Origin of the sequence: Prosthecobacter debontii, assembly GCF_900167535.1 — a bacterium.
Classification (GTDB): Bacteria; Verrucomicrobiota; Verrucomicrobiia; order Verrucomicrobiales; family Verrucomicrobiaceae; genus Prosthecobacter; species Prosthecobacter debontii.
This window is the reverse complement of record NZ_FUYE01000015.1, coordinates 147,147-163,761: the sequence shown is the minus strand read 5'-3', so window position 1 is coordinate 163,761 and position 16,615 is coordinate 147,147. Positions and strand designations below refer to the sequence as shown.

The window sequence follows — 16,615 nt, the reverse complement described above, 5'->3', positions numbered from 1 at the left end:
CCGATTTGACGATGCGCAAGCTGCGTCGCAGCAGCTTTCACAGCGTAGCGTGGCTCAACTAGAGCAGGCCCTCCGTGACTATCTAGTGGAGCACAGTAGAAAGCCCAAGCCTTTCACTTGGACTGCCTCGGCTGATTTAATCCTCGGAACGGTCCAATATTTATGCAGGGAACTTGTCTGACAGCCCACTAGACCTCGATACTGCCGAATAGAAAACGATATCTTATTGCCATCAAGATCGTTAGGAAGCGCGCCGAGGCCCGTGATCAACTTGCCCAAAATCATCGTTCCGAGCTTCGCTTTGATGACCGAAAGTAAACCCATGGTGATGCAAGTTTAAGTTCGGTCATCCATTGAAGTCGATCAAACTCGCCTTACATGCCCGCAGCCGCTTTAGCTTGGGCTTGGCTTTCAGCCGAAAGGCGGCTCAGAGGAAAGGTGAAGGTCTTCCCATCCGCGGTTTTCAACGTAATGAGATCGCCCTGGAGTGAAACAAAGTTGGCCTGCACCACTTTGCCATCGCTGCTGGTCCAGCTCTGAGGACCGGCCGCAGGTGCTGGGGTAGTAGCTACGGCGGGCGCTGGGGCAGCACCGCCAGTGAGGCTGGCACCTTCCTTGATCCAGTTTTCAAAGGTCAGAAGTTCCGCCTCCGTCAGTCGGTTTTTCCCCTTCGGCGGCATCACATCGGAGTCATCGTCTGGCAGCTTGCAGACATTCAGCATCGTGCTCTTCGCAGGCTCGCCTGGGACGATGTGCTGGCCGGGACCAATGACGCTGGAAAGCTTGTCGGGGTCCAGGGCCAGATCCCCCTTCGTCTTGCCTTTCGCCGCATTATGACAAGCATAGCATTTCGTTCTGAAAATAGGCTCAATCTGAGTCTTATAGTCCACGCTGAAAGCGGTGGCGGTCGTAGCAGCAAGCGCGAGGGCGGTAGGAATGGCTTTGTTCATTGGTGACGGCACGGATTTAACGGTTTCTGATACCACCTTGTTAGACTCCATGTCACTAGGAATTTCTGACAGGCGTGTCGGAAGCGGCTCAGAGTTCCCGGGCTTTTCACCCGAGAGGTCTGGCTTAGACGAGTCTGGTTGAGCGATATTCGGGGGTGCGTCCTGCACTTTTTCAGCTACGGGTCTTTTCTTTTCCCTGGTTGGCGGGGTATGGCTAAAGTGATCCCGCCACACCAGCAGCCCCAATAGCAGAACGATGAGGATGCAGGCCACAGCATAACCCATCGCGTTATTTTTGGCGGGCGAGCGGGTCAAAGCGTGGGCGGGCGGACGAGGCCCACTCGGAGGCATGCGCCGAACCGTGGGCGGCCTGGGAGGCGCAGGCACTTCCTGCGTTTTCGCCGGAGTGGTGGCGGTAAGGATCGCCTGACGCACCTCTTGTGCTGACTGATAACGCCGAGCAGGGTCTCTCATCAGACACTTCGAGAGCACCCCGGCAAACTCGGGTGGAATGCCCATGCCCGCTTGGGCTCCCGCAGCACGGGGTGTCTTGCCGGTGAGCAGCTCATGGATCACGACCCCCAGTGAATAAATATCCGCACGATGATCCGTAGGCTGACCCACGATCAATCTCTCCGGTGCCGTGTATTCAGGCGTGCCGTATTCCTCCGTCTCCGCACGCTCTGCATAGGCCAGATCACGAGCCAGACCGAAGTCCACCACCTTCACTTGCCAGTCAGAAGTCGTCAGCACATTGGCAGGCTTGATGTCGCGATGGATCACCCCCTGCGTGTGCGCATAGTGCAGGGCCTCACAGAGCTGGATCATCACATGCCGGGCTCGTTCCGGTGTGATCTCCCCCGCCAGCGTCCGCATGTGTAGGTCGGGTCCGTCCACATACTCCATGGCCAGATACAGATGCCCGGCGGAAGTCTGGCCAAACTCAAACACCGCCACGATGTGGGGATGGGAGAGCCGCGCCATGGAGCGGGCCTCGGCATTGAATCTCTCTGCGTCCGCCGGATTGGCCGCAGCCGCCACTGGCAGCACCTTCAGCGCTACCCAGCGCTCCAGGTGCGACTGCCGGGCCAGATAAACGGCGCCCATACCGCCGATGCCAATGATCCGCTGCATCTCATACTGCGGCAGCAGCGCGCCCAATTCCTCCAGCGTTGGAAACAACGCCCCATCTAAAGGCCCATCCTGTGGGCCTTCCTTTCCGGGTGCGGACTGTGCATCATCTGGCATTCGTCTTTTAAACAGTGACTAGGAGCTAAGTCTATGCCCGGCCTTGTCACAAAATCGAAGAAATTCATAGGCAGCCTGAAAAGAAACTTCGTCCCTCTCTTGGCGGCCTGCACTTTCCTCCGTATCATGCATGGTGATGAACGATCAGGCCGTGCTCTCCAGCCAATGGCGAAAACTCGCCCGCCGCACCGCGCGGAAGGTGAATCTCGGCTGGTGGCTTCAGGCACTCAACCCTTGGCTCATCGCCAGCAGCGTCATTCTTTTCACTGTCGTGCTCTGGTGGAGAAACCAACCCAGCGGGGTTTCCGCCAGCCCTTATTGGCCTGCATTGCTCCCCCTGCTCCTCATCCTCAGCCTCGCCGCCTATCTCCAGATTCGTCATCGGTTCATCCACCTGCCTCAAGCCCTCGTGCGACTGGAATCTGAGCTGCATCTGCACAATGCGCTTTCCGTTGCCCACCTCGGGCAGGGACGCTGGCCGGAGATCCCGCCGCATGTTCAGGATGGATGGCAGTGGCGTTGGCGGCAGCTTTGCACCCCCTGGCTCATCAGTCTAGCCTTGCTGCTACTCGCCTTCCATTTGCCCATCTCACCCGCCCTCATCGCCAGCCGACCGCAAGCTGAGCCCCAGTCCTGGCAGCAGATGGAGGAATGGCTCAGCCAACTGGAGGATGAAAAGCTCATCACTCCCGAAGAAAAAGCCGAGCAAGCGGCCAAAATCGCTGAACTGCGTGAGCAATCTCCCGAGCAGTGGTTCAGCCATGACAGCCTCCACGCCAGCGACACGCTGAAGGAGCAACTCCAGCGTGACATGGCCCGTCTCTCGCAGAACCTCAGCCGCATCGAGCGCAGTCTCAATGGCCTGCAAAACTACGCCAGCCAGCTCAGCCCCGCCACCCGTGACCAACTCCTCCAGGACATGAGCGAGGCTCTCAAGGACCTGCAAACCAATGGCTTGGAGCTGCATCCTGATCTCCTCAAAGAGCTGAAATCACTCGACCCCCAGAACCTCTCCGGTCTCTCCAAGGAGCAACTCGATCAACTCCGTGAGACCCTCAAACAAGGGGCCCAGCAGAGCGGCAGCATGGGCTCAAATCCCGGTTTCCTTGGCGATGGCGAGGGTGCTGACGATGAGCTCGCCGAGATGCTCGGTCGCCTCAAGCAAGGTCAAGGCAACAGCCCTGGTGAGGGTGAAGGTGAAGGCGACCAACCTGGCGAAGGCGGCATCTCACGCGGCCCAGGCAGCGCCCCCCTGACACTTTCTGATGAAGAAAACGACTTCGGCACCCAAAACACCGAGGCCGTCTCCAATCCCGACCTCAGCCGCGTCCAACTGAGCACTCAACTCGGCCTGAAAGACGGCAAGCACGACGTGGACAAGACCTTTCAAGGCCCGACCTCCGCGGGCAACACCACGAATACAGGTCAAGGTGGCGAACAGGTCTGGCGGGACACCCTTACCCCCGAAGAAAAAGCCGTGCTCAAGCGCGTGTTTAAGTGACTACGCGGCAGCGTCCCGGAGTGCGGTGGCAAAGAAGCCGGAGCCATCGGGCTTTGGCGACACCGCTCTTGCCGAAGCGAATCCATTGACGAAGACCTCGCAGCCTTCCTGGGAATTATATCATCCGCTCGAGGCTGTTGTCCTAGAGTAGGTCTTGCCCCCGCAAGAGCGGTGTGGCGCTATCGCTTCCCACCGCACTCCGGGACGCTTCGCGCCGTTCCTCACGCCTTGGCGAGATGATCCACACAGATCTGGGACCAGGACTCCAGGCTGCCTTTCTGAGCGAGGAGTTCCTCCATCGTCATGAAGCGCAGGTCCTGGATGGCGTCTTCGTTGGACTTCACGTCATCGGAGCTGAGTTCGAAGACATGGACAACACCCAGGTGGACGCTGCCGACTTCGCTACTGTCATCGTTGATGAGGCCAATGACGGTCTGGGTGTGGGTGCCACCGAGCTGGAGTTCCTCGGCGATCTCGCGCTCGATGCTGTTGAAATACATGGCGCGGCCCATTTGATCCTGCCCCTGGTCCACGGGGTTGATATGGCCACCGATACCGATGCTGCGTTTGGCCACGAGGCGCTTCTCGCCAGAACTGCCGCCACGGGTGTAGCTGAGCAGACGGCCTTCGTGGCGGAAGACGGAATAGGGGATGAGCTGCTTGTGCGTGGGGTCGGCCTCAGCGGCGGGACGCTCCATGAAAAAGTTGGCCCCAGGAGCCAGCATGGCCTCCAGGTAGCGCTCTACCTCGGGCTGAAAGCCCTGAAAACTGCCGAGAGAATCGAAAAGGGAGCGCGGGATGACGAGGACGTGTTCCATGAGAGGCGTGGAGTGTGGCGCGACCTGGGCTGTGGTCAATCTGCAATCGAATCGTCCTGACCCGGTGGGTTTGAGCTCCCGAAATGAAAAGCGGGCCCCCGATGATCGAGGGTCCGCTGAAGCCAGGACAAGAGGCCCTTAGCGGCTCAAACCACGGGCTTTTTCGATGAGCTGGATGAACTCGCCGCGATATCCCAGGGGATCACTCCCCTTCCCGGCAAGAGCTCGCTGGCGCACCTGCTCCCAGGTCAGTGTCCCGGCATAGGACGACTCACGCAGCAGCAGACCAAATCCGGCCACGGCAGCGGTGAACTGGAACTCCTGCCCGGCCTGATCCAGGGCGCGGTCGTCATCCTTCACCGGCACCTCGATAAGCTGGCTGGTGCTGCCCTCAGGTTCCTTGTAGCGCAGCTTCACGGTGAGGGCTTCACCTGCAGCATCTCCCGCAGGAGCAGCGGGCTCGGCCGCAGGGGCTGTTGGCTGATACTTGAGCGCATCCACCGCTGGGCGTGGCTCGGTGCCTGGGGGTAGGTTCGCAGGCACCAACTCGTAAAGAGCGGTGACGCTATGCCCGGCACCGATTTCACCGGCGTCCTTGGTATCGTCGTTGAAGTCCTCTTTGGCTAACAAACGATTCTCATAACCGATGAGGCGGTAGCTGCGGATGATGGCGGGATTGAACTCCACCTGGATCTTCACATCCTTAGCGATGGTGACCAGCGTGCCGTTCATCTGCTCCACCAGCACCTTGCGGGCCTCGCTGAGGCTGTCGATGTAGGCGTAGTTGCCATTGCCCTTATCCGCCAGGGTTTCCATGGTGCGATCATGGAGATTGCCTTGGCCATACCCCAGCACGCTGAGGAAGACACCACTGCGGGCTTTCTCGGTGATGAAGGTTTCCAGCTCGGTCGGATCGCTGATACCGACATTGAAGTCGCCATCGCTGCAGAGGATCACACGATTGACCCCGCCCTTGATGAACCCAGCCACCGCCTGTTCATAGGCCAAGCGAATGCCTGCACTGCCATGCGTGCTACCCCCGGAGTTCAGGCGATCAATGGCCGCCATAATCTCGGCTTTCTGCTGACCGCTTGTGGAGGCAAGCACCACCTGAGTTCCCCCTGCATACGTCACCATGGAGACGCGATCATTCTCGCCCAACTGCTCCGCCAGCATGCGCAGACTCTGCTGCACGAGAGGCAGTTTGTTAGGCTCGCCCATGGAGCCGGAGACATCCACGAGGAAGACGAGATTGCTGGGCTGGCGGTCTTTACCGATCTGCTTACCCTTGATTGCAATGCGAGCTAGGCGATGCGCAGGCTGCCAAGGACTGGCGGCCATCTCCACCTTCACGGCAAAGGGTTCCTTGGCATTGGCGGCTGGGCCATCTTCATCCGTGGGGAAGTAGTTGATCAGCTCCTCCACCCGCACAGCATCCCGTGGAGGACGTGTGTTTTGATTGAGAAAGCGCCGCACGTTCGCATACGAAGCCGTATCCACATCGATGGAGAAGGTGGAGAGCGGCTCACGCAGCACATCCGTCAGACGATTCTCCGTGATGGCGGTGTAGGTTTCGGTATCTCTGCGATTGCCGAACAAGAGCCCAACAACGGGAGGCGACAGTCTGCCATTGGTTTCGAGATCGTCATTGCCGAGTTGGCCTGCACCGACACGTTGCATCATCTCTGTGCTTGCAGCCCCAGCAGACATGCTCATGCGTCCACTTACCGTTCCACTTCCTGATAACGTCGCCATCATTGAGCTATCGCCCAGGGCCGCAGCAACAGGCGGTGGCGGAGGAGGAGAGGCGGGCTTTGCAGGAGCGGCGGCGGCAGCTAGGTCCGTCATGTTTTGACTCTGCGGCCGTAGCGCGGGGGAATCCTTCGAGCCCTCGGTGGAACCCGTATATGAATCCGAGAACGCTTCATTCTTCGCGAAGCCTAAAGTGATGTCTCGGCGTTGATCACTCTCCGTCTGTGGCGAAGCTGGCTTAGGCGCCTCCATCGGCACCGGGGCAGCACGAGACAACAGCATCTCATCATCTACCGCCGTAGCGTCTTGTTTACGCAGTTCTTCTCCCCCCGGCTGGACATAGCTCATCACCTGCCCTTCCGTGATCTGCTCCTGCTCCATCTGCTGACGAATCAACACCGTCGTTCCCAGCACCACGGCAGCAGCCGCAGAAAGGTTCACGAGGGCATGACGCCGCCACCAGGAAGGCTGGGGTTTGGCTTGGGTCGGAGGGGGTTCTGCGGAGCTTTCCAGAAGCTGCAAATCGGCTTTCTCCAACCGCTCGCGCTGATCGGCATTGAGCGTCAGCGAATCCGTGCCCAGTTCCGCAGTCAGGAACTGGCAAAAGTCTTTGGTGTGAGATGCCAGGGCTTGAGTTTCGGCGTCGTCTTTCAGGAGGGCCTCGATCTGGGCCTTTTCCTCCTCGCTGAGTTCATCCAGAGCCCACGCGGTGATGTTTTCCTGTTTCATAAAAGTCGTGATGTGGGGGTGATTTTATTGGTTAGGCCAAGGCGGTCTTGGGGGGCGTTTGCGGTTGTTCATGTCCCTCTTGCGCCTGCCACTTCAGGCGCAGCGCCTGCACACCCTGATGAATGAGATAGCCGACATTGCCGATGCTGGTTTGCATGGCGGCGCTGATCTCTTTGTAGTCGAGACCGGCGATGAACTTCAGCCGAATCGCCTCCCGCTGCCGCACGGGAAGTTCATCGATGAGTTGACGTAGAGCGGCGGCGGTTTCGCGGCCTTGGAGTTCCTCTCCAGGTTGCGGACTGTCGGCCGCTTCGAGATCGAGTGTTTGCACTTCCATAACGATGACACGTTGGTGTTTGCGCTGATGATCCACGGCTTGGTTTTTACACACCGTGAACAGCCAGGGAGCGAGGCGCTCATGATCGAGCGTCGCCAGATTCTGGCTCAGTTTGAGAAACACCTCCTGAACGATGTCCCGCGAGTCTTCAGCATCTTGAGTGAAGCTATGAGCATAGCGCAGCAGAGGCCGCTCATAGCGTGTCAAGGTATCCAGAAACAGGCGGTGCAGGTCGTTCATGGGGTGGGTTCAGGAAGCAGCACGGACTTGGACTGCGTTTCTTGGGAACCCTTCGAACTTTTTTGCAAATCACGGCACGAAGCCTTCACATCCACCCACGCCACCGATACATCCAGGTGCCAATGATCTCGTGAAACCAAGCATCAAAGATATCGAATGAGTTGCGATGCGGCAGGTGGAACCACTTCACCGTGCCCACCTGATTGTAACTGCTGAGATAATGGCAAGGCACCGGCAGCACCGGCACACCTACTTTGGCAAAAGTAGCCACCGATCTCGCCATGTGGCTGGCTGAAGTCACCAGCACCACTTTTTGCCAGCCGCGCTCTTTCGCCAGAGCCGCGACCTTCACCGCTTCATCTCGCGTATTGGCACACACACCTAAACTGACGATCTCAAAGCCCGGTTCCGGAAAGCGGCTCAGGAAATCCGCAATCGCATCCGCCTCCGAAAGCACATCTCCCTGATTCTCATAGCCACCGCCACCCACAACGAGAATCGGAGCCATGCCTCCGACCACCATGGACAAGGCCGTGGCGAGACGATCCGAGCCTCGAACGAGATGCAATCCCGTGGGCTCTGTCAACGACGGATGAATCCCGCCGCCCAGGCACACAACGGCATCGGCTCCCGTCACCTCTTGGATAGAAGGTAAAGCATACTGATCCTCCAACCTCGCCATCAACCATGACGGCAGAGCAGTGCACGTGAGCAAGGAAAGAATCCCCCAAGCGACAGTAGGGAGAGCTGCCCAGCGCCAGAGACGCATCCAGACCATCCGCACGACCCAAATCGTCAGCAGCAGCCAAACCAGCGTCAAAGGCTGAATCAAAAGCATGAAGCCGCGCAGCAGGGATTCCATAAGTCAATCCTTGGTTAAACCTTCCTTTTGCCAGCCTCCCAGGCTGCATCCATCTCTTCCAGGCTTGCTTCGCCGAGTTTCTTTCCCTGCTCCGTTAGAGTGGCTTCCACTGCATGAAATCGGCGAACAAACTTTTCATTTGCCATGGCGAGAGCTGCTTCAGACTCCACACCTAACTTACGAGCGAGATTGACCACACTGAAAAGCAAGTCCCCGAGTTCCTCCTCCACGGCCTTCTTTTCACCTTCGGCGATGGCTTGCTCTAGCTCGGCGGCTTCTTCACGAATTTTCGCAAACACAGGCGCCGCATCTGGCCAGTCAAATCCCACTCGTGCCGCTTTCTTTTGCAGCTTTTGAGCTTTCATCAGCGCAGGCAGGCCATTGCCGACTCCATGGAGATGCCCCTCTTTCTGCGTGCCTTTTTCCTGACGTTTGATCACATCCCATTGGCTTAGCACGGCAGAGGATGTCTCGGCTTGAGCCTCACCAAACACATGGGGATGACGGCGGATCAGCTTTTCCGTCAACCCGGTGGCCATGTCATCGAGATTAAAAGTGCCATCTCCGGCGGCGATTTCAGCATGCAGGATGGGCTGTAAAAGTAGATCTCCCAGTTCCTCGCAAATCAAAGTCGGGTCGCCGCTGCGGATGGCATCCACCACTTCATAAGCTTCCTCAATCACATGGGGAATCAACGTTTCGTGAGTCTGCTCTTGATCCCACGGGCAGCCCCCGGGCGCACGCAAACGGTGCACAACGTAACGCAGACGGGTCATCGGATCTGGGTGATCAAGGCTCATACCCCACGCGATAACCGCAAAAGGGCCAGAGGAAACGTGAAAATGATTGATTCACCGCCTGACTCGCCTACCTCATGCGTCGGCGTCGTCACTTCTCTCGTAACTCCTCCCAAACCTTCTACCCTTATGGCCTCCGAAGCAGTCCTCAACCTCAACGAATCCAACTTCCAATCCGAAATCTCCAGCAGCACGGTCCCGGTGATCGTGGATTTCTGGGCTGAGTGGTGTGGACCTTGCCGCATGCTGACCCCCATCCTTGAGCAGCTTGCTGACGAGAAGGGCTCCGCTGTTAAGGTCGCCAAAGTGAATGTGGATGAGAACCCGAACCTCGCCGCTCAGTTTGGCGTTCGCTCCATCCCCATGCTGCTTTTCATCAAGAACGGCGAAGTGAAAGAAACCGTCGTCGGCGTGCAGTCCAAAGACGCCCTCGCTCGCAAAGTGGACGCCTTGGCTTAAGCCTCGCGCCTGCCTTTGATCCTTTAAAATGACAAAGCCGTCTGGTGTTCCCAGACGGCTTTGTTGTTTTCAGAATCTTTGACGCTCGCTTTACTCGCCCAGCGTCACGTCCTTCACATTGCCTAGCTCGGCTTCACCTTCGACGAGACCCAGGGCCCATTTGATGCCGCCCAAGATGTGCTCTTGATAGGTCTTGGCAATCTCAGGGGAGTTCTTGCGATCCTTCGTGTCCACCTTCCAGGTCGGATCCCAGACATCTTCACGGTGTCCAAGGGAGGTGTAAAACACGCGACCTTTGCCAAAGGCTTTGCACCAGGAGATGGGGTAGTAGCCCGGGGTGCCTTCATTGGGGTGATTGTTCAGTCCCATCAACCCATGGACGGTGGCAGGGTCATAGCTTTTGAAGATGTAGATCTCATCATAGACCTTGTAACCATTCGGGATCGGTTTGGTGGCGGGGTGAGCCGGATCATGCAGGATGGGCTGCACTTCCACCTGAGCCTTGTGGGTTTTGAATTCACCGCCCAGCATATCCACATACCCCCGGAAAGGGTGATAAGTATCGCCACCGGAATGCATGGCCACAAAAGCCTTGCCGCCTTTGATCAGTTCCACAAAACCTTCACGATCCGGCAGCAGCAGATCACCCGTGGTGTTGGCGAAGATGAAGCCATCGTAGTCCTTGATCTTGTCCAGGGCCATCTTGTCCGCCATGTAGGCCTTCACCTCCTCCATCCAGGTGGCATTGGCAGCATTAAAGTCGGCCAGAGCCTTGCTGTAGGTTTCCTGGCGGGCTTTGAAAGCCTCTTCACTTTCGTTGCCCTTTTTCTCGGGTGGACGGCCCGGATTCTTCGGCTGGGCGGAGGGCTGGTGCACATAGTCCACGGTGAAGGCACCGGAGGATTGTCCCAGCTCGCCGAGCACTTTTTCCGCCGTCTCAATGGACGAGTGACGGAATCCAGTGGTCACGGTGACCACGAGCAGTTTTTTCGGAGCGGCAAGGGCTTGCCCGCTAGCCGCAGCGAGGACGACGAGGAGCGATAGAAACGAACGACGAATCATAGTGGAGGTTAGGCTGGTTTGACAAAGATGCCGTGGAGGTTCAGAGTGACTTTCACAACCGCGGACGCGAGGACGACCTCGCTCATCCATTTCTACAACGGGGACGACCCTGGCAATAATTGTATTTAATGGCTTGGATTTATCTTTTTTTGGCGGGACTCACGGAAATTGCTTGGGCGATCGGATTGAAATACACCCAAGGTTGGACACGCCTCTGGCCCAGCATTATCACGGCGTCCCTCATCGGCATCAGTCTCTTTCTGCTTTCACAAGCACTCAAAACCCTGCCCATCGGCACCGGTTACGCCATCTGGACAGGCATCGGCGCAGTTGGCACCGTGATCGTGGGGATTGTCTTTTTTGACGAGCCGAAGACGCTCATGAGGCTGATCTGCATTGGCCTCGTGCTATCCGGTATTATCGGCTTAAAACTGACCTCCCACGCCTAATCAAGGCATGGGCAGCCCGTTCAAACGACGCCGGAGCATGTCCAAGGCGAACTGAGAGGTCAACAGCTTGAAACGATCACGAGAAACGGGGTAGAACAGCTTTTTCACCACCGTTTCCTGTCCTTTGGAGGCCAACGCGACAAAAACCGTGCCCGCAGGTTTTTCTTCGGTCCCCCCTGTGGGTCCAGCAATCCCGGTGACGGACAGCGCATAGTCTGAACCGGACACGCGGAGGCATCCATCAGCCATCGCACGCGCCACCGGTTCACTTACGGCCCCATGTGCAGCCAGGAGATCCTCAGGCACGCCCAAGTGATTTTGTTTCGCTTCGTTGGCATAGGTCACAAAACCATGGCCGAAGACCTTGGAAGCCCCACTCACATCGGTCAGTCGACTCGCCAAAAAGCCCCCCGTGCAGGATTCTGCCGTCGCTAGCCACTCGCCACGCTCAGCCAATCGTTGGATGACCACTTCTTCGATCACTCGCTGATCTTCAGACAGAATGAAATCCCCCAAACGACTCCGCACGATTTCAGCACCTTGCTCCACGGGGCCAGGCTGTCCTGCAAGACGAACATCGACATCGCCTTTCCCGATGCAGTAGCCTAACTCAAGCCCAGGGACTTTTTCCAGGTCCTTTTCCACGCTCTCTACGATCTCAGACTCACCAATGCCGGTGAGTTTGAGATAAATCACCCGGCGGGAGGTCCCATCAGGGATCCATTCGCGCAAGCGTGGTTCCAGGCAGGCTTCCACCATCGGTTTCAATTCCCGTGGCGGCCCAGGCAGCAAGAAGATGTGGCAGTTCCATCCTCGGCTTTCGCCTAAAGCGGCGGGAAAATAAAGACCGGGAGCTGTGCCCATCGGATTTTCCAGCACCGTGGCGCCTGCTGGCACCATGACTTGGCGGAAATTCGACGCGACAGGGACCTTGTTCCGTCGTGCAAAATACGCTTCCAGGGTCGCTCGTGCCTTCGCATCCTCAAACAGAGGCAGTCCCAGAAGATCGGCGGTGGACTCTCGAGTCACATCGTCATTCGTGGGTCCGAGCCCTCCCGACACCAAAACCACATCCGACCTCGCAGCAGCTTCAGCAATGGCCTCTTTCACAGCTCCACCATCAGGCACGATCGTCTGGCGGGCCACTTCGATGCCTAACGCCGCCATTCTCTGCCCGATCCAAGCGGCGTTGGTATTGATAACATCGCCGAGACAAAGTTCGGTGCCTGTGTTCACAAGTTCGAGACGCATAAAGTGTGCTGCCCCATAGATGGAATGCGGCTCCACATCAAGCGCCACCGCGTCCTTCCATTCGTCACGTTTTTGCGCTCTCGAGTGACTGGATTGCGCGATTGAGGGCAGAAACCCACAATTACGTCCTTTACAAAGTTGCAAGCGTAGCAAATGGGCACATTCTGACTGATCCCCATAGCCATGACTGCCACCGTGCCCTTTCGGGCAAATTCTGATCTCCTCGACACTCAATACACTGCCTGGAAAAAAGACCCAAGCTCCGTAGATGCCTCTTGGGCTGCATTCTTTGAAGGATTCGAGCTGGGACTCGTCGAGTTGACCAAGCGTCAGGCCAAAACCGATACGGCAACGGGTGGTGCAGGCGGGACTCTGTCTGAAAAGACGCTCAGTTTCCGCATGCGTGTCACCAACGCGCTGCTGGTCTTCCGTTCCCTGGGACATACAGCTTCCCATCTTGACCCCCTCTCAGCCGCTGCCCCGAACCCTCCTACCCTCACTCTTGAGGGCCTGGGTTTCACGGAAGATGAGCTGGATGAGGAAGTGAAAACTCACATGTTCCGCGGTGGCCAGCCCATGAAACTGCGGGAGATGCTCAGCGAACTGCGCAAAATCTACTGTGGCCAGACGGGCTATGAGTTCATGCACATCCACACCCCCGAAGTGCAAAACTGGCTGTTGGATCGTGTAGAAAAGCGTCCCTTCGAGCCCGAACTCCCCGCAGAACAGCAGGTGGATGCCCTCCGCTGGCTGCTGGAAGCCGAAACCTTCGAGCGCTTCCTTCACCGTCGCTACGTCGGTCAAAAACGCTTTTCAGTGGAAGGCGGAGAGTCCCTACTCGTCGCCCTGGAAACGATCTTGGAAAGCCTGCCACGCCTCGGTGCCTCCGAAATCGTCATGGGCATGGCCCACCGTGGTCGCTTGAGCGTGCTGGCCAATTTCCTCCGTAAACCCCTGGAAAACCTCTTTTACGAGTTCAGCGAGAACTACGTGCCGAACATGGTGGCTGGGGACGGCGACGTGAAGTATCACCTCGGCTTCGAGACGGTTCGTAAAACACGCGACGGCAAAGAAATCGCCGTCATGTTAGCCCCTAACCCCAGCCACCTGGAAGCCGTCGATCCAGTTGTCGAAGGCATGACCCGTGCTCGTCAGCGGATGCTCGGAGATACGGTGGACCGTAAAAGTGTCATCCCCGTGCTCATTCACGGTGATGCCGCTTTCGCCGGCCAAGGGATCGTAACCGAGGTCCTGAACCTTTCTCAGCTCCCTGGCTACCGTACCGGTGGCACCATCCATATCGTGGTGAACAACCAAATCGGTTTCACCACCCTGCCAGCCGATGCTCGTTCCACGACTTACTGCACCGACGTGGCCAAGATGGTGGATGCCCCCATCATTCACGTGAATGGCGACTGCCCGCTGGAAGTGGCCCACGCAGCCAAGCTGGCCATTGAGTTCCGTCAAATGTTCGGCCGTGATGTCGTCATTGATATCGTCTGCTATCGCCGCTACGGCCATAATGAGACCGATGAACCCGCATTCACGCAGCCCAACATGGCGCGTGCTATCGCCTCCCACCCCTCCACGGCCACCATCTATCGCAATCTTTTGGTGGAAAAAGGTGTGCTTGATGAATCGGGTGCCAACGCTCTCCAGAAGGAACTTGAAGACGAACTCGAAGACGGCGTCAAAACCCTCGCCGAGCGCGAATCGAAAATCGGCGAAAACCCTTACGAAGGTTCCACCGCCGAGTCCCAGCCTCCTTTTAGTTTCGAACCGACCCTGACTGGTGTTGAAGAAGCCAAACTCAAGGAAATCGGTGAAAAACTGCTGCAGGCCCCTGAAAGTTTCCATCTGCATCCCACCATCTCCCGCCGTTTCTTGGCTGCCCGTAAAAAGGCCATCGAGTCCGGCGAAGGTTTTGATTGGGCGTATGCCGAGTCCTTGGCGTTCGGCTCGCTCTTGACCGAAGGTCTAGGAGTTCGTCTCTCCGGCCAGGATGTGCGTCGCGGCACCTTCAGCCAGCGCCATTGTGTTTTTTACGACACGGAGACCCGCGAACGCCACATCCCGCTGACCAAGCTGTCCGAAGACCAGGGCCGCTTCTGCGTTTACAACAGCCTTCTTTCCGAAGCTGCGGTGCTGGGCTTTGACTACGGTTATACCCTCCTTGCCCCGAATGTGTTGATCTGCTGGGAAGCCCAATTCGGTGACTTCGTCAACGGAGCCCAAGTCATCATCGACCAGTTTATCGCCAGTGCTGAAAGCAAGTGGCAGCGCCCCAGCCAGATCACCCTCCTGCTTCCGCACGGGTATGAAGGCCAGGGCCCTGAGCACTCCAGCGCCCGCTTGGAGCGTTTCCTCCAGCTTTCTGCTGGACGTAACTGGCAGGTCTGTAACTTCACCACCCCAGCCCAGTATTTCCATGCGCTTCGTCGCCAGATGAAGCGTGGCTTCCGCAAGCCGTTGATCGTGATGACGCCGAAGAGCCTGCTTCGCCATCCGAAGTGCGTGTCGAAGCTCAGTGACATGGCTGAAGGCACCTCCTTCAATGAGATTCTGGACGATGAACATCTGCTCGGACCTGCTGAGCGCGTGACTCGTCTCATTCTTTGCAGTGGTAAGGTGTATTATGATCTGCTGGAATTCCGCGAGCAGAACAAGATCAAGAATGCCGCCATCATCCGCATCGAGCAGCTTTATCCTCTGCATGAAGAGAAGCTGAAAGAGATCGTGGCACGTTATCCCCGAGCTCAAAAGAAATGGGTCTGGTGCCAAGAAGAGCCGCGCAACATGGGGGCCTTTGGCTACATCCGTAACCGTCTCTCCGACATCTCCGGCCACCGTGTCCGCTACGCCGGACGCGAACGCAGTTCCAGCCCAGCCGCAGGCTCCAAGGCCATCCACGTGCTGGAACAGGAGAAACTGGTGGAAGACGCCTTCTCCGTTTAATTTGTCATCGCCCCTGCCCCCGAAAAAGCCCCCTTTCCTTTCTTAGCCATGCCCGACATCAAAATCCCCGCACTCGGCGAATCCGTCGCCGGAGGTCAAATCGCCAAATGGCACTTCAATAATGGAGATGCCGTGAAAGTAGGCGACATCTTGCTGACCCTGGAAACGGACAAAGTCGCTGCGGAAGTCACCGCTGAAAACGCCGGTATCCTGACCATCGGCAAGCAAGCTGGCGAAGATGTGGAAGTCGGAGCGATCGTCGGCAGCATCGCGGAAGGTGTGGCACCTGCGGCAGAACCCGCCAAACAGGCCCCAGCCCCTGCAGCAAGCAAGCCCGAAACACCTCCTCCTGCGCCTGAAACCAAACCCGCAGCGGCACCTGCACCGAAAGCTGAAGCAGCCCCTGCTCCCAAGCCAACTCCTGCCCCTGCCCCAACGCCAGCCAAGGTGGAAGGCCGGGTCACGCGCAAGAAGATGAGCCCTCTGCGCAAGAAGATCGCGGATCAACTTGTCAGCGCCCAACAGACGGCCGCCATCCTGACCACGTTTAACGAGTGCGACATGAGCAATGTCATGGCTCTTCGCTCCAAGCTGCAAGACAGCTTTGTGAAGGCTCACGGTGTGAAGCTCGGCTTCATGTCCTTCTTCGTCAAAGCCGTGGTGGAAGCGCTCAAGGCGGTCCCCGCCATCAATGTCCGCGTCGAAGGCGATGAAATCATTCAGAACCACTTCTATGATGTGGGAGTCGCCGTTGGCACTGAAAAAGGTCTGATTGTGCCTGTTCTCCGCGATGTGGATCAGAAGTCCTTTGCGGATGTTGAGAAAGATATCCTGGCCTATGCGGCCAAAGCTAAGGAAGGCAAGATCTCCATCCCTGATCTGACGGGTGGGGTCTTCACCATCTCCAATGGTGGCGTCTATGGCTCCCTGCTGAGCACGCCGATTATCAATCCTCCTCAGAGCGGTATTCTGGGCATGCACAGCATCCAGCAGCGTCCCATCGCGGTGGATGGCCAAGTCGTGATCCGTCCGATGATGTATCTGGCCTTGAGCTATGACCACCGTGTGGTGGATGGCAAAGAAGCTGTCACCTTCCTCATTCGCGTCAAAGATTGCATCGAAAACCCAGCCCGAATGCTCGTTGGCGCATAATTGACACGAACTTTCCCTTCGTTGAACACGTAAAGGTGTTAGGTTATCTATGA

13 protein-coding genes are annotated in these 16,615 nt (G+C 57.5%); 5 read left to right on the top strand and 8 right to left on the bottom strand.

The genetic code is table 11. The features are described 5' to 3' along the window. Positions 1 to 374: 374 nt before the first annotated feature. Entirely contained in the window at positions 375 to 2,198 is a 1,824-nt protein-coding gene (locus B5D61_RS19470) for a serine/threonine-protein kinase (protein WP_078815091.1), read from the bottom strand. 130 nt (positions 2,199 to 2,328) lie between these two features. Here B5D61_RS19470 and B5D61_RS19465 point away from each other — a divergent pair, with 130 nt between their 5' ends. Next, positions 2,329 to 3,699: a hypothetical protein gene (locus B5D61_RS19465; RefSeq protein WP_078815090.1), complete on the top strand. Its 1,371-nt coding sequence runs from the start codon at positions 2,329 to 2,331 to the stop codon at positions 3,697 to 3,699. A gap of 221 nt (positions 3,700 to 3,920) precedes the next feature. On the opposite strand, the gene B5D61_RS19460 is transcribed toward B5D61_RS19465, so the two are convergent. From B5D61_RS19460 to mazG, 5 genes are all read right to left on the bottom strand, one after another. After that, on the bottom strand, positions 3,921 to 4,517 hold the full coding sequence (locus B5D61_RS19460; protein WP_078815107.1) for a hypothetical protein: 597 nt from the start codon (positions 4,515 to 4,517) through the stop codon (positions 3,921 to 3,923). A gap of 138 nt (positions 4,518 to 4,655) precedes the next feature. Then, complete coding sequence (locus tag B5D61_RS19455) at positions 4,656 to 6,998, bottom strand: YfbK domain-containing protein (protein ID WP_078815089.1); 2,343 nt, start codon at positions 6,996 to 6,998, stop codon at positions 4,656 to 4,658. A 31-nt stretch (positions 6,999 to 7,029) separates the two neighbouring features. Further along, positions 7,030 to 7,575 (bottom strand): RNA polymerase sigma factor, encoded by a 546-nt coding sequence (locus B5D61_RS19450; protein ID WP_078815088.1) that lies wholly within the window; start codon positions 7,573 to 7,575, stop codon positions 7,030 to 7,032. 85 nt (positions 7,576 to 7,660) lie between these two features. Next, on the bottom strand, positions 7,661 to 8,437 hold the full coding sequence (locus tag B5D61_RS19445) for a YdcF family protein (protein WP_078815087.1): 777 nt from the start codon (positions 8,435 to 8,437) through the stop codon (positions 7,661 to 7,663). Positions 8,438 to 8,451: 14 nt separating this feature from the next. Beyond that, the gene (gene mazG / locus B5D61_RS19440) at positions 8,452 to 9,213 is read right to left on the bottom strand and encodes a nucleoside triphosphate pyrophosphohydrolase (RefSeq protein WP_245846571.1); all 762 of its coding nucleotides are present in this window, start codon (positions 9,211 to 9,213) and stop codon (positions 8,452 to 8,454) included. Positions 9,214 to 9,363: 150 nt separating this feature from the next. Here mazG and trxA point away from each other — a divergent pair, with 150 nt between their 5' ends. Next, positions 9,364 to 9,693, top strand: a complete 330-nt coding sequence (gene trxA, locus B5D61_RS19435) for a thioredoxin (RefSeq protein ID WP_078815085.1) — start codon at positions 9,364 to 9,366, stop codon at positions 9,691 to 9,693. Positions 9,694 to 9,783: 90 nt separating this feature from the next. Here the strand turns inward: trxA and B5D61_RS19430 are convergent, their stop codons facing one another. Beyond that, positions 9,784 to 10,755, bottom strand: a complete 972-nt coding sequence (locus B5D61_RS19430) for a ThuA domain-containing protein (RefSeq protein ID WP_078815084.1) — start codon at positions 10,753 to 10,755, stop codon at positions 9,784 to 9,786. A gap of 128 nt (positions 10,756 to 10,883) precedes the next feature. On the opposite strand from B5D61_RS19430, the gene sugE reads away from it, so the two are divergent. Next, positions 10,884 to 11,204, top strand: coding sequence for a quaternary ammonium compound efflux SMR transporter SugE (gene sugE, locus B5D61_RS19425; RefSeq protein ID WP_078815083.1), 321 nt, complete (start codon positions 10,884 to 10,886; stop codon positions 11,202 to 11,204). Here the strand turns inward: sugE and B5D61_RS19420 are convergent, their stop codons facing one another. After that, positions 11,205 to 12,455 (bottom strand): competence/damage-inducible protein A, encoded by a 1,251-nt coding sequence (locus B5D61_RS19420; RefSeq protein ID WP_078815106.1) that lies wholly within the window; start codon positions 12,453 to 12,455, stop codon positions 11,205 to 11,207. A 183-nt stretch (positions 12,456 to 12,638) separates the two neighbouring features. Here B5D61_RS19420 and B5D61_RS19415 point away from each other — a divergent pair, with 183 nt between their 5' ends. Beyond that, entirely contained in the window at positions 12,639 to 15,410 is a 2,772-nt protein-coding gene (locus B5D61_RS19415) for a 2-oxoglutarate dehydrogenase E1 component (protein WP_078815082.1), read from the top strand. Positions 15,411 to 15,458: 48 nt separating this feature from the next. Beyond that, positions 15,459 to 16,562 carry a dihydrolipoyllysine-residue succinyltransferase gene (sucB, locus tag B5D61_RS19410; RefSeq protein ID WP_078815081.1) on the top strand — a complete coding sequence of 368 codons (1,104 nt, stop codon included), beginning with the start codon at positions 15,459 to 15,461 and terminating at the stop codon, positions 16,560 to 16,562. Positions 16,563 to 16,615: the final 53 nt, after the last annotated feature.